This is a genomic window from Achromobacter sp. PD1, assembly GCF_048541815.1.
Classification (GTDB): domain Bacteria; phylum Pseudomonadota; class Gammaproteobacteria; order Burkholderiales; family Burkholderiaceae_B; genus Achromobacter; species Achromobacter bronchisepticus_A.
Genome location: NZ_CP183349.1, coordinates 6,548,182 through 6,562,891, shown reverse-complemented (window position 1 = coordinate 6,562,891; position 14,710 = coordinate 6,548,182). Strand labels below are relative to the sequence as shown.

Genomic DNA, 14,710 nt, shown 5'->3' with positions numbered 1-14,710 from the left:
GATGCGCAATAATGGATGCCATCCCTCATGAAACCATGATCCGCCCGCGTTGCAGACGCGGGCGCGACCGAAATGTCCCTGCCAGAATCCGCAACGCTCCCCTCCCTGCCCATCGTCAGCGCTGACGTACCCCGGCAATTCGCCCGCCGCGGCGACCTGGCCGAGGCCCAATTCCTGTACGGGGAAGTCGCCCGCCGCATGCTGGGCCGCCTGCAATACATCCGGGTCCAGCCGCAAGCCATGCTGGACGCGGGCTGCGGCGCAGGCGACAACCTGCCGCTGCTGCGCGAACGCTATCCCGACGCCGCCTATACCGGCCTGGACAACTGCGAACCGCTGCTGGAACAGGCGCGCAAGCGCTACGCCCCCGCCGGCCTGTCGGCCTGGATCGGCAAGCTGGCGCGCCGCGGCCCGGCCGCCCCTGCCTTCGTCAACGCCGACCTGGCGGCGACGGGCCTGGCGCCCGAATCACTCGAACTGGTGTGGTCCAACCTGGCCATGCACTGGCACCGCGCCCCGCACGCCGTGCTGGCGGAATGGCGGCGCGTCCTGAAAGTCGGCGGGCTGGCGATGTTCTCCTGTCTGGGGCCGGCCACGCTGCGCGAGCTGCGCCAGGCCCTGGACGATGCCGGACTGCGCACGGCCACGCCGTCCTTCGTGGACATGCATGATTTCGGCGACCTGTTGGTGGAAAACGGCTTCGCGGATCCGGTCATGGACCAGGAGATCCTGACCCTGACCTACCGCAGCCCGGAAAAGCTGCTGCAGGACGTGCGCGCGCTGGGCGGCAACCCGGCCGAAGGCCGGCGCGGCGGGCTGGTGGGCCGCGACTGGCGCGACCGCCTCTGCGCCGCGCTGGAAGCGCAGCGCCGGCCCGACGGCCTGATTGTCCTGAGCATTGAAGTCGCCTACGGCCACGCCTGGCGCGCCGCCGCGCACCGCACCGTGGCCGGAGAAACCCGGCTGGCGGTCAGCGCGATTGGCGGCCGGCACCGCGCGCCCTGAGCGGGGCGGCAGAGGCTGACCGGCGGAGCCGGCGCCTTGCGAGCGCCGGCCTTCCCACCTAGTGCAGCCGTTCCGGCATCGGCACGCTGACCCCGGGCTCGGAAGCCGGCAGCGCCGACATAGGCTCTGAGGTTGCGCGAATACGGCGCCTCAAGACTGCCGTCGGTTCCGCGGGCCCTACGCCAGGCGAGGCCGCGCCGCGCCAGGCGTTCGACATGGCCTCCACCACCAGCGGCAGGTCGCGCAAGCGGTGGAACTGGCTGCGCAGCCAGCGGGAATCGTTGCCGCTGCGCATGGATTCGTCGCGCAGGGCAGCGATCATGTCGCCCGTGCCCAGCTCTTCCGCCACCGGCATCAGGCGCTGGAACAGGTTGCGCAGGTGGTCCATCAGCCGCAGACGCTGGCCGTCCGGCGTCACATAGCTGCCCTGCAGACCGAAGCGGCAGGCCTGGAAGTGGTTGCTGCGGTAGGACAGCCAGGCGCCGTCGCCCGGGTCGCCCTCGCGCATCAGCAGCACCGCCAGGGCCTGGGCGAAGGCTGCCAGCTGGCAAGCCCGCTCGACCGTCAGCGGCGTGTCGCATACGCGGATTTCGACGGTGCCGAATTCCGGCTTGGGACGAATGTCCCAGTACAGGTCCTTGATGCTTTCCGCCAGGCCATAGGCGCGCAGCTGCGCCAGATGGGCCTCGAACTGGTACCAGTCCTTCACTTCGGGCGGCATGTGACCGGCCAGCGGGAAGCTGTTGACCGCGTTCAGGCGCGAGCACGAAAACAAGGTGTCCACCCCCTCGCAATAGGGCGACGAGGCCGACAAGGCGATAAAGTGCGGCACATAGGGCGACAGGCGGCGCAACAGTTTGATGGAATCGTCGCCGCTCTTGACGCCCAGGTGAATATGCTGGCCGAAGACCGTAAATTGACGCGCCAGGTAACCGTACATTTCGGCCAGGTACTGGAAGCGCGGGGTGTCCGAAATGGACCGTTCCTGCCAACGCATGAAGGGGTGGGCGCCGCCGCCGGCGACCGACACGCCCACGGCGTCCGCCGCTTCGATCAGCGCGTCGCGCATTTCGCGCATCTCGGCCAGGAGGCCCATGGGGTGCTCGTGCACCGAGGAATTCAGTTCAATCATGGACCGCGTGATTTCCGGTTTAACGCGGTCGGCGATGGGGTGGTTGGCCATTTGGGCCAGCAGCTCGTCCGAGGCTGCGGTCAGGTCAAAACTGCGCGGGTCTATCAGTTGCAGCTCGAGCTCGATGCCCAGGGTGTTGGGGGCCGACGAAATGAACGGGATCTGTTCCATCTCGGACTCCTTTCTGAATGTTTGATGAGGGTGTGCGCCGTTCGACCTTGAAGCCCGGAAACAGCCCGGGGGGCACTAGACGGCAGCTTGTGCACGCATGATAGCCGCTGTTTTGTGGCAAGAAGATGGAAAATCGTGACATTTATGTGCAACATCACGAAGCAATCGGTTTTTCCCTGTGAAAGAAAGTGAGCGAGCGCTCACGGCATAGAAACGGCGCGGCCTCCCGGCCTGCGGCAGCCGGACAGCAAGCGCTCAAGGGGCTTCCGAGAGGGGGTGGGACAACCCTTATAAGGGTTATCCCTGAACTATTTCCGCCAGAAAATAGGGGTGAACAGCACTAGCACCGTCAGCAGTTCCAGGCGCCCGATCAGCATCGCGAAGGTGCAGACCCAGATCTGGAAATCGGACAGGACGGCGAAGTTGCCCATGGGGCCGACCGGGCCCAGGCCGGGGCCGGTGTTGTTGACGCTGGCGAAAACGGCCGAGAAGGCGGTGATCGGATCCAGGCCGGACAGGAGCAGCAGACTGGTGAAAACGGCGATAGAAAGGCCGTAGAACAGCATGAAGGCCAGCACCGACGACATGGTGCGGGTCTCGACCGCGCGGCCATTGATGCGCACCGGGCTGACCGCGTGCGGGTGCAACATTGTTACCAGCTCGTTGCGCGCCTGCTTGACCAGCAGGATCGCCCGGATCATCTTGATGCCGCCCCCGGTCGACCCGGCCGACGTGGCAAAGCCCGACAGCAGCAGCATGGTCAACGGCGCGAACAGCGGCCACTGCGCGAAGTCGGTATTGGCGTAGCCCGTGGTGGTCGCCATGGAAATCGTGTTGAACATGCCGTAGCGCAGCGCCTGCAGCGGGTCTTCATAGACCCCTTTCAGGAACAGGAACACCGAGATGACCAGCCCCACTCCCAAGACCACCACCAGGTAGGGAATCGCCTCCGGACAGCGCACGTAGGCGCGCGCGCTGCGCTGGCGGAAGGCGTTGAAGTGGGTAGCGAAGTTGATGCCCGCGATCAACATGAACACCATCGCCACCATTTCCACCGCCACCGAATCGAAATGGGCGAAGCCATCGTCCCAGGTCGAAAAGCCGCCCAGGCCCATGGTGGTGGCCATATGGCACCAGGCCTCGAACCACGACAGCCCGACCGCCCGATAGGCCAGGAAGCACAGGATGGAGAACACGAAATAGACCGCGTACAGCGCCTTGGCGGTGCTGGCGATGCGGGGCGTGAGCCGTTCGTCCTTCATCGGCCCGGGCGTTTCCGCCCGCACCACCTGGTGTCCGCCCACCCCGAGCAGGGGCAGAATGGCCACGGCCAGCACCAGGATGCCCATGCCGCCGATCCAGATCAGCGTGGCCCGCCACAGGTTGATCGACGGGGGCAAGGTGTCCAGATTGGTCAGGACGGTGGCGCCGGTGGTGGTCAGGCCCGACATGGCCTCGAAATAGGCGCCGGTAAACGACAGCGGCAAGCCGGCGCCGTGGAAGTAGAGCAGCAGCGGAATGGCCGCCAGCAGGGGCAGGCCCGCCCACACGGCCGACACCAGCACGAAGCCATCGCGCGCCCGCAGTTCGCAGCGGGCGCGGCGCGTTATCGCGGCCAGGCCCCCGCCTATGCCCACCGAGATCAGGAACCCGTCCAGGAAGGCCTCGCGCGCGCCGTCGCCGCCCACGTAGGCGACGGTCAGCGGGATCAGCATGGTGAGCGCGAACATCACCATCGTCAGACCCAGGATGTAGAGGGTGCCCAGAACGCGCTTCATGGAGCTATCCGGCCGCGCGCGGCCCGCGCAGTAGGAAGGAGGCGGCGCGCATCAGAAGAACGACGCCGAGACTTGGAACAGCTTTTCCACGCGCGGCATCTGCCGGCGCGAGGGCACGAAAACGATGACGTGGTCGTCGGATTCGATCACGGTGTCGGCGTCCGGCAGGATGATTTCGTCTTCCCGCACCAGGGCGCCGATGCTGGCGCCCTTGGGCAGGCTGATCTGCCCGACCGCGCGCCCCACCACCTTGGAGGTGGAGCGGTCGCCGTGGGCGATGGCCTCCAGCGCTTCCGCCACGCCCTGGCGCAGCCGGTGCACGGCGGCCACGTCGCCGCGGCGCACGTGCCGCAGGAGTTCGCTCATGGTGGCCTGGGACGGCGACACCGCGATGTCGATATGGCTGCCCTGCATCAGTTCGCCGTAGGCCTGGCGGTTGATCAGCGCAATCACCTTGCGCGCGCCCAGGCGCTTGGCCAGCAGCGAGGACATGATGTTGTCCTCGTCGTCGCTGGTCAGCGCCAGCCAGGTGTCCATGTCCTCGATGTTCTCGCGTTCCAGCAGCGCTTCGTCGGTGCCGCTGCCGTGCAGCACCAGCACGCTGTCGGGCAGCTGGGTCGCCAGGTATTCGCAGCGCTTCTGGTCGCGCTCGATGATGCGGACGCTGTATTTTTCCTCGGCCAGCTGGCGCGCCAGGCGCAGGCCGATATTGCCGCCGCCCGCGATCATCACGCGGCGCACGGCGCGCTCGGCCTCGCGCAGCTGCCGCACGGCGCGGCGCGCATCGCGCGAGTCGACCACCAGCACCACCTCGTCGCCCGGGGCGATGACGGTGCCGCTGCCAGCCCGCAGCGGCCGGCCGCCGCGCAGCACGTCGATCACGCGCGCTTTCACGTCGGGCCAGACGTCGCGCAGCTTGTCGACCGGCGAATGGGCCATCGGGCTGCCCGCCCCGACCCGCACGGTCACGACGCTGACCCGGCCTTCGGCGAACTCCACCACCTGCAAAGCCTCGGGGAACTCGATCAGGCTGTGCAGATAGGTGGTGACGCTGCGCTCGGGGCTGATCAGGGCGTCGATGCAGAAGCCCTCTTCGCTCATGAGTTCCGGGTGCTCGGCGAACTCGACCGAGCGGATGCGGGCGATGCGGCGGGGAATGTTGAACAGCTGGCGCGCGATCTTGCAGGCCACCATATTGGCCGAATCCGAGGCCGCACAGGCGATCAGCAGGTCGGTGTCGGCGGCGCCGGCGGCCTCCAGCACCGATACCTGCGAGCCGTCGCCATGGACGACGCGCAGGTCGAAGTGTTCTTGCAGGTATTGGAGCTGGACAGGATCCGAGTCGATCACCGTGATGTCGTTCTCTTCGGACACCAGGTTCTCGGCCACGCTGGTGCCTACGCGACCAGCGCCCATGATCAGGATCTTCATGAGCTCCGCTTGCGGGCGGACTCGATGCCCAATTGCTTGAGCTTGCGGTACAGGTGGGTGCGTTCCAACCCCGTGCGTTCCGACACGCGGGTCATGCTGTGGCTTTCGCGGACCAGGTGGTATTCAAAATAGATGCGCTCGAATTCGTCGCGCGCCTCGCGCAGCGGCTGGTCCAGCGAAATGCTGCCGAGTTGGCCGTTGGACGTGACCGGAACTTCGTTGGCCGGCGCGGCGGCGGCGACCGGGGGATCGAGCTCGTCTTCCAGCGCCACCGCGGCGCTGGCGACGGCCGGATGCGCGGCGGCAGGCGCCGGATGCGGCGCGCGCCCGCGCGCCAGGCCGGCGGCGACGGTCTTCAGCAGACGCTGCAGCGTGATCGGTTTTTCAAGGAAGTCCATGGCGCCGATGCGCGTGGCCTCGACTGCCGTGTCGATGGTGGCATGGCCGCTCATCATGATCACGGGCATGTCCAACAGACCTTGCGAGCCCCATTCCTTGAGCAGGCTGACGCCGTCCGTGTCCGGCATCCAGATGTCCAGCAACACCAGGTCAGGACGCATGCGCAAGCGTGCGGCGCGCGCTTGCGCCGCGTTTTCAGCCAGCTCGACCGTGTGTCCTTCGTCGTATAGGATTTCCGACAAAAGCTCGCGTATACCGACTTCGTCGTCAACCACCAGAATTCTGGCCATAAAGCATCCACCTATTGCGTAGCCGCATTATCCTTTTCTTGCGCGGTCGCGTCCATAGTATCGGCCTCGGAAGCCAGCCGGGTCAACAATATGGAGATCCGCGCGCCCCCTTCCTTGCGGTTCGCAAGGTCGATACGCCCGCCGTGTTCTTCCACGATCTTGCGTACGATTGCCAATCCTAACCCAGTCCCGTGGGACTTGGTGGTGACGTAGGGCTCGAACGCGCGCTGCATGACCTGGGGAGGAAAGCCCGGGCCCGTATCGGCGACCGTGAATCTGAGCGCCTGATGGGCCGCCCGGTCGGGCTGCTCGCTGCGCATGAGCTGCGTGGTCACGCTGACCCGCCCTTGCCCGCCCTGCTCGGCGATCGCGTCGCGGGCATTGGACATCAGGTTGTGGATCACCTGGCGCAACTGGGTGGGATCGCCCTCGATGAGCGGCAGGTCCGGCGCCAGCGTCACGTCCAGATTCAGGGCCTTTTCGGCCAGGCGCGACGCACCGCCTTCGGGCTCCCAGCCGTACAGCGACAGCACGTCCGCCACCAGGGCGTTGAAGTCGATGCGCTGCATCACGGCCGGCGGCGTGCGGGCATATTCGCGGAAATCGTCCACCATCTGCTTGAGCGATGCCACCTGGTTGACGATGGTATTGGTGGACCTTTCCACGATCTGGGCCTCGGCGGGCGGCAGCTTGCCCTCCAGCTTCATCGCCAGGCGCTCGGCCGACAGCTGGATCGGCGTCAGCGGGTTCTTGATCTCGTGCGCCAGCCGGCGGGCGACCTCGCCCCAGGCAACGGTCCGGTTGGCCGAGATCACTTCGGTGATGTCGTCAAACACCACCAGATAGCCGTTGCCGCGCCCATCCACGCGCAGATGCGTGCCGCGCGCCAGCAGGGTCAGGGGCTGCGCCCCGGCGGGCGCGTCATCCTGGCCCGGAGCGATCTCGAATTGCTGCTGCCAGTGCTGGCGCTCGGAACCCACCGCGGCATGGGCGGAAAAGGCCTGCCGTACGATGTTGGCGAACTCCAGCATGCCGGCCACCGTCTCCAGCGGCCGGCCGATCACCGAACGCAGGTCCGCGCCCAGGATGGTCTGGGCGCCCTGGTTGACGGTGGTGACGCGGAACGATTCGTCGAACACCAGCACCCCGGAGGACAGGTTCGACAGCACGCTTTCCAGATAGACATTGGAGCGTTCCAGCTGTTGCCGGTTGCTCTCGACCATGCGGCGGGCCTCGTCGAGCTGGCGCGTCATGGCATTGAAGGAACGCGTGAGCTGGCCGACTTCGTCGCGCTCGGGCGGCTCGGGCAAAGGCCGGTAGTCGCCCACGCCCACGGCCTGCGTGCCGCCCGCCAGGCTGAGCAGCGGGCGCACCAGCCGTTTGGACAGCGATAGCGCCACCGCGATGGCGCCGAAGGCCGCCAGCAGCAAGGCCAGGGTCAGGGTGATGCCATACAGCTTGCGCAGGCCCAGCCGCGACAGCGCCAGCTCCTGGTAGTCGCGAAAACCCTGCTGCACCAGATTGGCGTTATGGGCGATCTGCTCGGGCACCGGCTGCAGCAACTGCAGCCAGCGCGGTTCGGACGCCGCCCCCAACAGGTTGTCGTAGCGGTCGGGGCCCGTCAGCGGGATCACCACCCGCAGATGCAGCCCGCCTTCGGCGCCGGGAGTCACGGGGTCATCGGCCTCGGCGGCGGAATAGCCGCGCGCCAGCCGCAATTGGTTCATGACGGTGGACGGCGGCGTCGCCGGCAGCAGTTGCCCGTACTGGCTGGTGGAGAACGCGATCATGCGCCCGCTGCCGGTGAAGACCATGGCTTCCTGCACGCCGTTGGCCTCGCGCAGCCGCGTCAAGGCAAGCGTCACGCCGCTGTCGGAGCTGCGGTTCAGTTCCATGGCCATGGAGCGCGCGCGCGCGTCCAGGTCGGCCAGCAGCGAGTCCAGCGCGGCCCGGCCCAGGTTCAGGCCCGCCTCCAGCGCCGTGTCCACGCGCACGTTGAACCAGGACTCGATCGAGCGCGACATGAACTGCACCGACACGGTGTAGATCAGGGCGCCGGGCACCACGCCGATCAGCGCGAACGCCAGGGAAAAGCGGGCCGTCAGCCGCGCGCCGAACTGACGCCGGCGGATCTGCCGCGCCAGCCTCACGGTCAGCGCCACCACCCAGATGAAGAGCGCCAGCGCGAAAATGCCGTTCAGCACCAGCAGCGTGTCGTAGTAGCGCGCAAAGCGCGAGGCATTGCCGGTGGACCACGCCAGCAGCCCCAGCAATGCCAGGCCGCTTGCGGCGCCAACCATCAGGGCCAGCCGAAGCACAAGCCTCATGACGGGTCTTTCTCCTTGTCGCTGAGCACGAACGTGAAGTCCATCCACGGCGTCGACTGTACCCAGGAGCTGCTGTTCAGGGCGTTGACCTGGAAGGGCCGCGGCAACAGCGACGTATCCAGACGCAGGCGCAACTGGCCGCCGTACAGCACACCCGCATCGAAGTCGGCGGCGTCCGCCACCGGCCAGTTGCGGATGTGCCGGATGACCCCCATGGCGTCATCCAGCGAGGCGACGGGGAAGGTCAGTTCGCCCACGCCCACCCGCCATTGCCGGGTCAGGGCGTTGTAGATGATGCGCCAGGTGCGGGACGTGTCGACCAGGGACTTGTCGAACCACCACCAGCGCTCGCGGTTGATGTTGAGATCAGCGGTTAAGTAGAGCGGAACACCACGCTGGGCCGCGTCCCGCAGTTGCTGGTTCAGTTCGAACTCGATGTCCGCGTCGATTTCCAATTTGCCGTCGCGCACCGCCGGGCGAACTTCGGTGACTTTGGGTTCGGCCCCATGCGCCTGCCCGCCCGGCACAAGAGAAAGCAAGGCAGATGCGAGCAACAACCCGAGAATTAAGCGCGGAATAATGGACATACGGCACCGGAACTACGTCATGCCCCCTATTCTTGGCGATTCAGGACTGCTTGGCAAACAAGGCGTAGAAAAACCCGTCGCGCTGCGCCGCAGGTGTTGCATCGACCGCAACTGGCAGCAATTGGCCGGGCGCGTCCAGCCGCTGCGCCTCCGGATGGCGCTGCATGAACTCCAGCGCCTGGCGCGTGCCCTCGATCGGGAAGATCGAGCAGGTCACGTAGAGCAGCCGCCCGCCGGGCGCCACCGTGCGCCAGAGCGCGTCCAGGATGCTGGCCTGCAGGGTGGCCGTGCGGCGCACGTCGTTCTCGCGCCGCAGCCAGCGGATATCAGGATGGCGGCGCACGATGCCCGAGGCCGTGCAGGGCACGTCGGCCAGCACCGCGTCGAACGGCTTGCCGTCCCACCAGGCGTCCAGGTCCGCCGCATCCGCCGCTTTCAATTGGACACGGTCGCTTGCCAGGCCCAGCCGGTCCAGGTTCTGCCCGACGCGGGCCAACCGGTCGGCATCGGCATCCAGCGCCAACAGGTCGATATCGGCCAGCTCCAGCAGGTGGGCGGTCTTGCCGCCGGGGGCCGAGCAGGCGTCCAGCACCCGCATGCCATCGGCGGGCGCCAGCAGCTCGGCCGCCAACTGCGCGCCGGCGTCCTGCACCGACCACCAGCCCTCGGCAAAACCGGGCAATTGCGCCACCGGCTTGGGCGTGGCCAGCACCAGGCCGGACTGGCCCACGGGCTCGGCCGCCAGGCCCACGGCCTGGAAGGCGGCCAACACCTGTTCGCGGCTGGCGCGGCGGCGGTTGACGCGCAGCGTCAGCGGCGCTGGCAGGTTGGCCGCGGCCAGGATCTCGCGCCACTCGCGCGGGTAAGCCACGCTCAGCTGCTTGACCCACCAGCCGGGGTGGTTCCATTGGGCCTCGGGGCTATCCGCCACGGCAGCCTCAAGCGCCGCGCGCTCGCGCAGGAAACGGCGCAGGCAGGCGTTGAGCATGCCCTTATAGGAAGCCAGGGCGCGGCTGCGGGAGGCCGCCGTCACCGCCTGATCCACCACCGTGTGCGCCGCGTAGACCGGCATGCCCGGCAGGGCAGCCGCGGCGTCGCCCTCTTCCTTCAGCAGGGTCAGCGACACCAGCAGCAGCGATTCGAACAGCACGCTGGGATAGCGCTGCACCATCTCGCGGCCCACGGCGTCGGCCCAGCCCAGATAGCGCATCGCATGGAACGACACGGCCTGCGTGGCGGGCCGCAAGGACGATTCCACGCCGGCCAGCGCGTCCGTCAGGGAGCGGCCGTCCAGCACGCCCTCGACCACCTCCGCGCTGGAAAGCAGGACGGAGGACAGCGGAGGGGCCAGATTGGGGGAGTCGGAACGCGTGGACATGATGCAAATTCAGGAGATAAGACCGCTATGGTAGCCGGACCTGGACGAATGGCGGCCGTCACGGCACACTGGCCCCAGCCACGGAGCCCCTCATGACCCTCGCCACCCTGCTGCTCTTCATCCTGGCCTCGGCCGTCACCATCATCACGCCAGGCCCCACCGTCCTGCTCGCCATGAGCAACGGTTCGCGCCACGGCGTGCGCGCGGCCTGCTGGGGCATGGCCGGCGCGGTACTGGCCGACCTGATCCTGATCGGCGCGGTGGCGTCGGGCCTGGGCGTGGTGCTGGCGGCGTCCGAAATCGCCTTCCAGCTCATCAAATGGGTGGGCGCGGCCTATCTGGCCTATCTGGGCTGGAAGATGCTGCGCTCGGACGCGGCGCTGGTCATGCCTGCCGCCCAGGCGGACGCCCGGCGTCCGGCCGGCCTGGCGCTAGGCCTGCGCAGCTTCGCGGTGGCCTTGACCAACCCCAAGGCGCTGCTGTTCATGTCCGCCTTCCTGCCCCAGTTCATCAATCCGGCCGCCCCTCTGCTGGCGCAATACGCCGTGCTGGCCGGGGTCATGGCGCTGATGAACATTGCCGTGATGCTGGCCTACGCCGCGCTGGGCGCGCAGATGGTGCGCGCCTTCCAGGGCGCCGGCCTGCGCTGGCTGAACCGCGTCTGCGGGGGGCTGCTGATTGGGCTGGCGGGGACCCTGGCCTTGTACCGGCGCAGCGCGCCTTGATAGGACCTCGATTTCAAATCACTTGCGGATCCGTTTGCCGCCTCCTTGACCTTCTCACAGTGTGAAGGTGTCCACTGCCGGGCAAGGAGGCACCCCATGGCCCATCACCCCCCCGGCAGTTCCCATGCCGCCTTGAAGACGGCGCTCGACAACCCGGACGCATCGGTCCGCCTGGCGGCCGCGCTGCGCGCCGGGACGCTCCCCGATCCTGTCAGCGTCCCGCTATTGGTGGCGTGCTGCGGCACGGACGCGGATTTTTTCGTGCGCGATATGCTCACCTGGGCGCTGACGCGGCACCCGCAGGCCGACACCCTGCCCTTGCTGTTGGCAGAACTGAACTCGCCCCGGGCCCAAGCGCGCAGCCAGGCGCTGCACACGCTGTCGAAGATCGGCGATCCTGGCACTTGGTCCGCCATCACGCGCGCGCACTTACATGACGCGGATCCGGAGGTCGCGCGAACCGCATGGCGCACCGCCGCCGGGCTGGCGCCGGTCTCGCAACGCGACGGTCTGGCGCGGGAGCTGGTGCTAGAACTCGGGCGCGGCGATACGGATCTCAAACGCAGTCTCAGCCGCGCCTTGGCGATGCTCGGAGACGCCGCAATCGCCTTCCTCCAAGCCGCCGCCGCAAAGCACAAGCGCCCGTCGGTGCGCGTCCACGCACGCGCCACCCTCAGGCTGATCGCGGATCCGGAAGGCCCCTTCGTGCTGGACCCCGCGGACGCCCGGACTATGGCGCCGTCATTGCCGCGCGCCACCGATTCCGCGCGCCCTTCCGGGCAGCGATAATTGTCTGAGCAACGGCCGCAAAACCGTCCCCCAGGCGCGGATACGCAGGTTGGGGCGCAGACCACACAGGAGAGAGCATTCATGCGCATCAGCGAACTGGCCAGGCGTTCGGGGATCAGCGCGCGCATGTTGCGGCACTACGACTCGCTCGGACTCCTCAAACCTTCAGGCCGCACCATGGCGGGCTATCGCGAGTATTCGGAAGCCGATGTCTGGCGTCTTTTCCAGGTGGAGAGCCTGCGCACGCTGGGCCTGGCGCTTTCGGAGGTTGGCCAAGCGCTAAACCGCCAAGGCCCCCTGCCCGATGCCCTCATCGACGAACTCATCACGCGCAGCCAACAGCGTCTGACCGCGGAGCAGGAGCTGCTGGCGCGGCTGAGCGCGGTGCGCGCGGCGGCCCCTGCCGATTGGCCGAAGGTGCTGGACATCGTCCAATTGCTGAACCAGCTGGACTCGGCGGATGCGCCGCTGCGACAGCGCGCAGCGCTGGATGCGGCGATCTGCGGCGCGCCGCTGAGCGAACGGGTGGCCCAGGCTTTGCTGCAGGAGCCCGACCAGAACGTTGCGGGCGCCCTGCGCTGGGCCCTGGCCAGAACCGAAGGCGACGGCATTGGCGTGCTTGCGGCCGCCCTACGCCTGCCCGATGCCGAGGTGCGCGAACGCGCGGTAGTGGCGCTTGCCTATGTGGGCAGCGACGAGGCGTTCAACCTGTTGCGAACGGCGCTGGCGGACTCCAGTGCCGATATCCGGTACCGGGCCGCCCGGACGCTTGGCGCACAGGGCGTGCATGATGCCATCCCCCTGCTGATCGAACAGATCTTGGTCGGCGATCACGATGTCGAAGCAGCCGACGCCCTGGCCGGACTCGCGGAGGATCCCGCAGTCGCCCTGCAAATCGTGTCGCGGTTTGAAGCTGCAACGGCCGACGACGACACCCCGGTCCAGGCCCGTGTCCGCATCTCGCAGGCGCTAGCTGAGATTCCAGGCGCGATGGCGACAGCGCTGCTTGCGCGGCTGGCGGCGGATCCGGCGCCGGAAGTTGCGCGCGGCGCTGCATATGTCATTGATGTACGTAGCAGCATGACCGACGGATCACTGCGCTAGTCGCGGGATGGAAGACTGGGACGCCCAACCGGGCTGCTCCCGCCAATTGGGCGGGAAACCCAACCCCAGCTCGACTGGAATGTCGGGAAAGCGCTCCATCAGCGATTGCAGATCGCCCTCCCAGCTCCGGCCATACCCCAGACGCGCTCCGATGTAGCTAATGACGGATGCCGTCACAAAGAAGGTGCGACGCCTATTGAAGCTGAGTCCGCGCTTCCGATAGTCACCCGGCGTCACACTGGTCTGTGCACCCAATAGACGGCCATGATGCGCGACCGTGTTGCGCAGCACTGCAAAAGCATGGAGCCATGTGTCAAAAACAGCGCAGGCCTCTACGCCGAACCTTCGACTGATCTCCTTGCGATACTCACCGTTCGCCAGGCCCTTGTATGCGTGCGTCCAGGATCCGAAGGACAGGCATTCACTCACGACCCAGCTTGGCGGAAACTCGGGAGAATCGTACGTTGCGCGATAGTGCGCGATGAATGGCTTTTTACGAACGCGGTCGATTTCGTCCCGGACTTTCTCGAGAAAAGTCTGATGCCGCCAACCCTGCGGCCAAGTGAAAAGATCCTCTTTCATGAACCAATGCGGCCCCTCCCGCCGGCTGAGCACATTCGACATCACGGTGCGCACTGCCAACTCTATTCGTTCGAGTGCGTCACTGGTAATTCTGCGTAGCTCGCGATCAAACTCGTAGCGCCTGATCACCTGGTCGAAATGGACGTGGCCGCGAAACCTCCTGGTTTCCGCGTCCTGCCATTGATACCAATAGCCTTTCAACCGGTAGCCGCCGATTTGCCGCAAATAGGGCAACGCCGTCTTCGCATCGATAACCATGCCCTGGCCCCGCAACTTGACGATCAACGCCTCCGGCTCAAGATGTGGTTTGTCGAACGCCTTCCTGGGACCGCGGTCTGTTCGCGTCGGCGCGGAATACGCGGCCTGCGCTTCATTCGTCATTGTTGTTGCACAGACCATGGACGTGAAAAACCCGCCTTTTGCACGGCCTCTGAGCGAGGCACGTTATCCGTGGATAACACGTGTGGCGGGTTGCGTTGGAAGAATTATGCATGGGTGCAAAGAAATCGGTCAAGGATCGATGCGACCCTGTCCCAAGTATCAAGGACCTGGCCTGCGAGCCGCAATCTCCCCTATGAAATATCGGACACAGTCTCGGCCCCGCTGCACATGGCCTACGGCAATGCCGTATAATTAAAAATTCGCCTTCGCCCCCATCATGGTGCGACGGCATGACCCCCTGGGACGCCGCACAGGCGCCACCCGACTTTTGAAGAGCCATGAAGAATGCTGCCCCGACGGCGCGCAGCGCACCGTGGCAGGCGTCGCATATCAGCGAAGCACGCAATCGCGTGGGCCTGCCGCAAACGGATTTCGCTGAGCTGCTGGGCGTGAGCGTGCGCACGCTGCAAGATTGGGAGCAAGGACGGCGCACCCCCTCGGGTGCGGCAAAGACCCTGCTACAGGTAGCAATGCTGCACCCCGAGACCCTGCGAGAGCTGCCCCCGTGGCCCGCCAACGAACACGCTGAATCTTGAGGCCAGCCGCCCCGGCCTCGCCCGACATGAACAAC

Annotated in this window: 13 protein-coding genes; 5 read left to right on the top strand and 8 right to left on the bottom strand. The window is 66.8% G+C overall.

The features are described 5' to 3' along the window. Positions 1–72: 72 nt before the first annotated feature. Entirely contained in the window at positions 73–1,005 is a 933-nt protein-coding gene (locus tag ACM1PE_RS30965; RefSeq protein ID WP_419342075.1) for a methyltransferase domain-containing protein, read from the top strand. 58 nt (positions 1,006–1,063) lie between these two features. Here the strand turns inward: ACM1PE_RS30965 and ACM1PE_RS30960 are convergent, their stop codons facing one another. The 7 genes from ACM1PE_RS30960 to rsmB form a co-directional block, all read right to left on the bottom strand. Beyond that, positions 1,064–2,308: a YbdK family carboxylate-amine ligase gene (locus tag ACM1PE_RS30960; protein ID WP_059378196.1), complete on the bottom strand. Its 1,245-nt coding sequence runs from the start codon at positions 2,306–2,308 to the stop codon at positions 1,064–1,066. A gap of 308 nt (positions 2,309–2,616) precedes the next feature. Then, positions 2,617–4,086, bottom strand: coding sequence for a TrkH family potassium uptake protein (locus ACM1PE_RS30955; RefSeq protein ID WP_118935230.1), 1,470 nt, complete (start codon positions 4,084–4,086; stop codon positions 2,617–2,619). A gap of 51 nt (positions 4,087–4,137) precedes the next feature. Further along, positions 4,138–5,517, bottom strand: coding sequence for a Trk system potassium transporter TrkA (gene trkA, locus ACM1PE_RS30950; RefSeq protein WP_059378200.1), 1,380 nt, complete (start codon positions 5,515–5,517; stop codon positions 4,138–4,140). Next, complete coding sequence (locus tag ACM1PE_RS30945) at positions 5,514–6,206, bottom strand: response regulator (RefSeq protein WP_059378202.1); 693 nt, start codon at positions 6,204–6,206, stop codon at positions 5,514–5,516. The genes trkA and ACM1PE_RS30945 overlap by 4 nt, the downstream gene beginning before the upstream one ends. A gap of 11 nt (positions 6,207–6,217) precedes the next feature. Continuing rightward, entirely contained in the window at positions 6,218–8,533 is a 2,316-nt protein-coding gene (locus ACM1PE_RS30940) for a sensor histidine kinase (protein WP_059378204.1), read from the bottom strand. Then, positions 8,530–9,120, bottom strand: a complete 591-nt coding sequence (locus ACM1PE_RS30935) for a DUF4390 domain-containing protein (RefSeq protein WP_419342073.1) — start codon at positions 9,118–9,120, stop codon at positions 8,530–8,532. Before ACM1PE_RS30935 ends, ACM1PE_RS30940 begins: the two co-directional genes overlap by 4 nt. A gap of 40 nt (positions 9,121–9,160) precedes the next feature. Next, positions 9,161–10,498, bottom strand: a complete 1,338-nt coding sequence (rsmB, locus tag ACM1PE_RS30930) for a 16S rRNA (cytosine(967)-C(5))-methyltransferase RsmB (RefSeq protein WP_118933572.1) — start codon at positions 10,496–10,498, stop codon at positions 9,161–9,163. A gap of 92 nt (positions 10,499–10,590) precedes the next feature. Here rsmB and ACM1PE_RS30925 point away from each other — a divergent pair, with 92 nt between their 5' ends. The 3 genes from ACM1PE_RS30925 to ACM1PE_RS30915 all read left to right on the top strand — a co-directional run bounded on the left by ACM1PE_RS30925 (position 10,591) and on the right by ACM1PE_RS30915 (position 13,116). Then, complete coding sequence (locus ACM1PE_RS30925; RefSeq protein WP_059378206.1) at positions 10,591–11,223, top strand: LysE family translocator; 633 nt, start codon at positions 10,591–10,593, stop codon at positions 11,221–11,223. A 96-nt stretch (positions 11,224–11,319) separates the two neighbouring features. After that, positions 11,320–12,012, top strand: a complete 693-nt coding sequence (locus ACM1PE_RS30920; RefSeq protein ID WP_280016314.1) for a HEAT repeat domain-containing protein — start codon at positions 11,320–11,322, stop codon at positions 12,010–12,012. Positions 12,013–12,093: 81 nt separating this feature from the next. Next, on the top strand, positions 12,094–13,116 hold the full coding sequence (locus ACM1PE_RS30915; RefSeq protein ID WP_280016315.1) for a HEAT repeat domain-containing protein: 1,023 nt from the start codon (positions 12,094–12,096) through the stop codon (positions 13,114–13,116). Here ACM1PE_RS30915 and ACM1PE_RS30910 read toward each other — a convergent pair. Then, a complete protein-coding gene (locus ACM1PE_RS30910; RefSeq protein WP_419342071.1) occupies positions 13,105–14,079 on the bottom strand; it encodes an Abi family protein in 975 nt (324 codons plus the stop codon). The genes ACM1PE_RS30915 and ACM1PE_RS30910 overlap by 12 nt on opposite strands. A 338-nt stretch (positions 14,080–14,417) precedes the next feature. On the opposite strand from ACM1PE_RS30910, the gene ACM1PE_RS30905 reads away from it, so the two are divergent. Further along, positions 14,418–14,675 carry a helix-turn-helix domain-containing protein gene (locus ACM1PE_RS30905; protein ID WP_059378228.1) on the top strand — a complete coding sequence of 86 codons (258 nt, stop codon included), beginning with the start codon at positions 14,418–14,420 and terminating at the stop codon, positions 14,673–14,675. Positions 14,676–14,710: the final 35 nt, after the last annotated feature.

What these genes read in the sequence shown, in the direction of transcription:
- ACM1PE_RS30965 (WP_419342075.1), top strand. Translation starts at nt 73, where the DNA reads ATGTCCCTGCCAGAATCCGCAACGCTCCCCTCCCTGCCCATCGTCAGC.
- ACM1PE_RS30960 (WP_059378196.1), bottom strand. Translation starts at nt 2,308, where the DNA reads ATGGAACAGATCCCGTTCATTTCGTCGGCCCCCAACACCCTGGGCATC.
- ACM1PE_RS30955 (WP_118935230.1), bottom strand. Translation starts at nt 4,086, where the DNA reads ATGAAGCGCGTTCTGGGCACCCTCTACATCCTGGGTCTGACGATGGTG.
- trkA (WP_059378200.1), bottom strand. Translation starts at nt 5,517, where the DNA reads ATGAAGATCCTGATCATGGGCGCTGGTCGCGTAGGCACCAGCGTGGCC.
- ACM1PE_RS30945 (WP_059378202.1), bottom strand. Translation starts at nt 6,206, where the DNA reads ATGGCCAGAATTCTGGTGGTTGACGACGAAGTCGGTATACGCGAGCTT.
- ACM1PE_RS30940 (WP_059378204.1), bottom strand. Translation starts at nt 8,533, where the DNA reads ATGAGGCTTGTGCTTCGGCTGGCCCTGATGGTTGGCGCCGCAAGCGGC.
- ACM1PE_RS30935 (WP_419342073.1), bottom strand. Translation starts at nt 9,120, where the DNA reads ATGTCCATTATTCCGCGCTTAATTCTCGGGTTGTTGCTCGCATCTGCC.
- rsmB (WP_118933572.1), bottom strand. Translation starts at nt 10,498, where the DNA reads ATGTCCACGCGTTCCGACTCCCCCAATCTGGCCCCTCCGCTGTCCTCC.
- ACM1PE_RS30925 (WP_059378206.1), top strand. Translation starts at nt 10,591, where the DNA reads ATGACCCTCGCCACCCTGCTGCTCTTCATCCTGGCCTCGGCCGTCACC.
- ACM1PE_RS30920 (WP_280016314.1), top strand. Translation starts at nt 11,320, where the DNA reads ATGGCCCATCACCCCCCCGGCAGTTCCCATGCCGCCTTGAAGACGGCG.
- ACM1PE_RS30915 (WP_280016315.1), top strand. Translation starts at nt 12,094, where the DNA reads ATGCGCATCAGCGAACTGGCCAGGCGTTCGGGGATCAGCGCGCGCATG.
- ACM1PE_RS30910 (WP_419342071.1), bottom strand. Translation starts at nt 14,079, where the DNA reads ATGACGAATGAAGCGCAGGCCGCGTATTCCGCGCCGACGCGAACAGAC.
- ACM1PE_RS30905 (WP_059378228.1), top strand. Translation starts at nt 14,418, where the DNA reads ATGAAGAATGCTGCCCCGACGGCGCGCAGCGCACCGTGGCAGGCGTCG.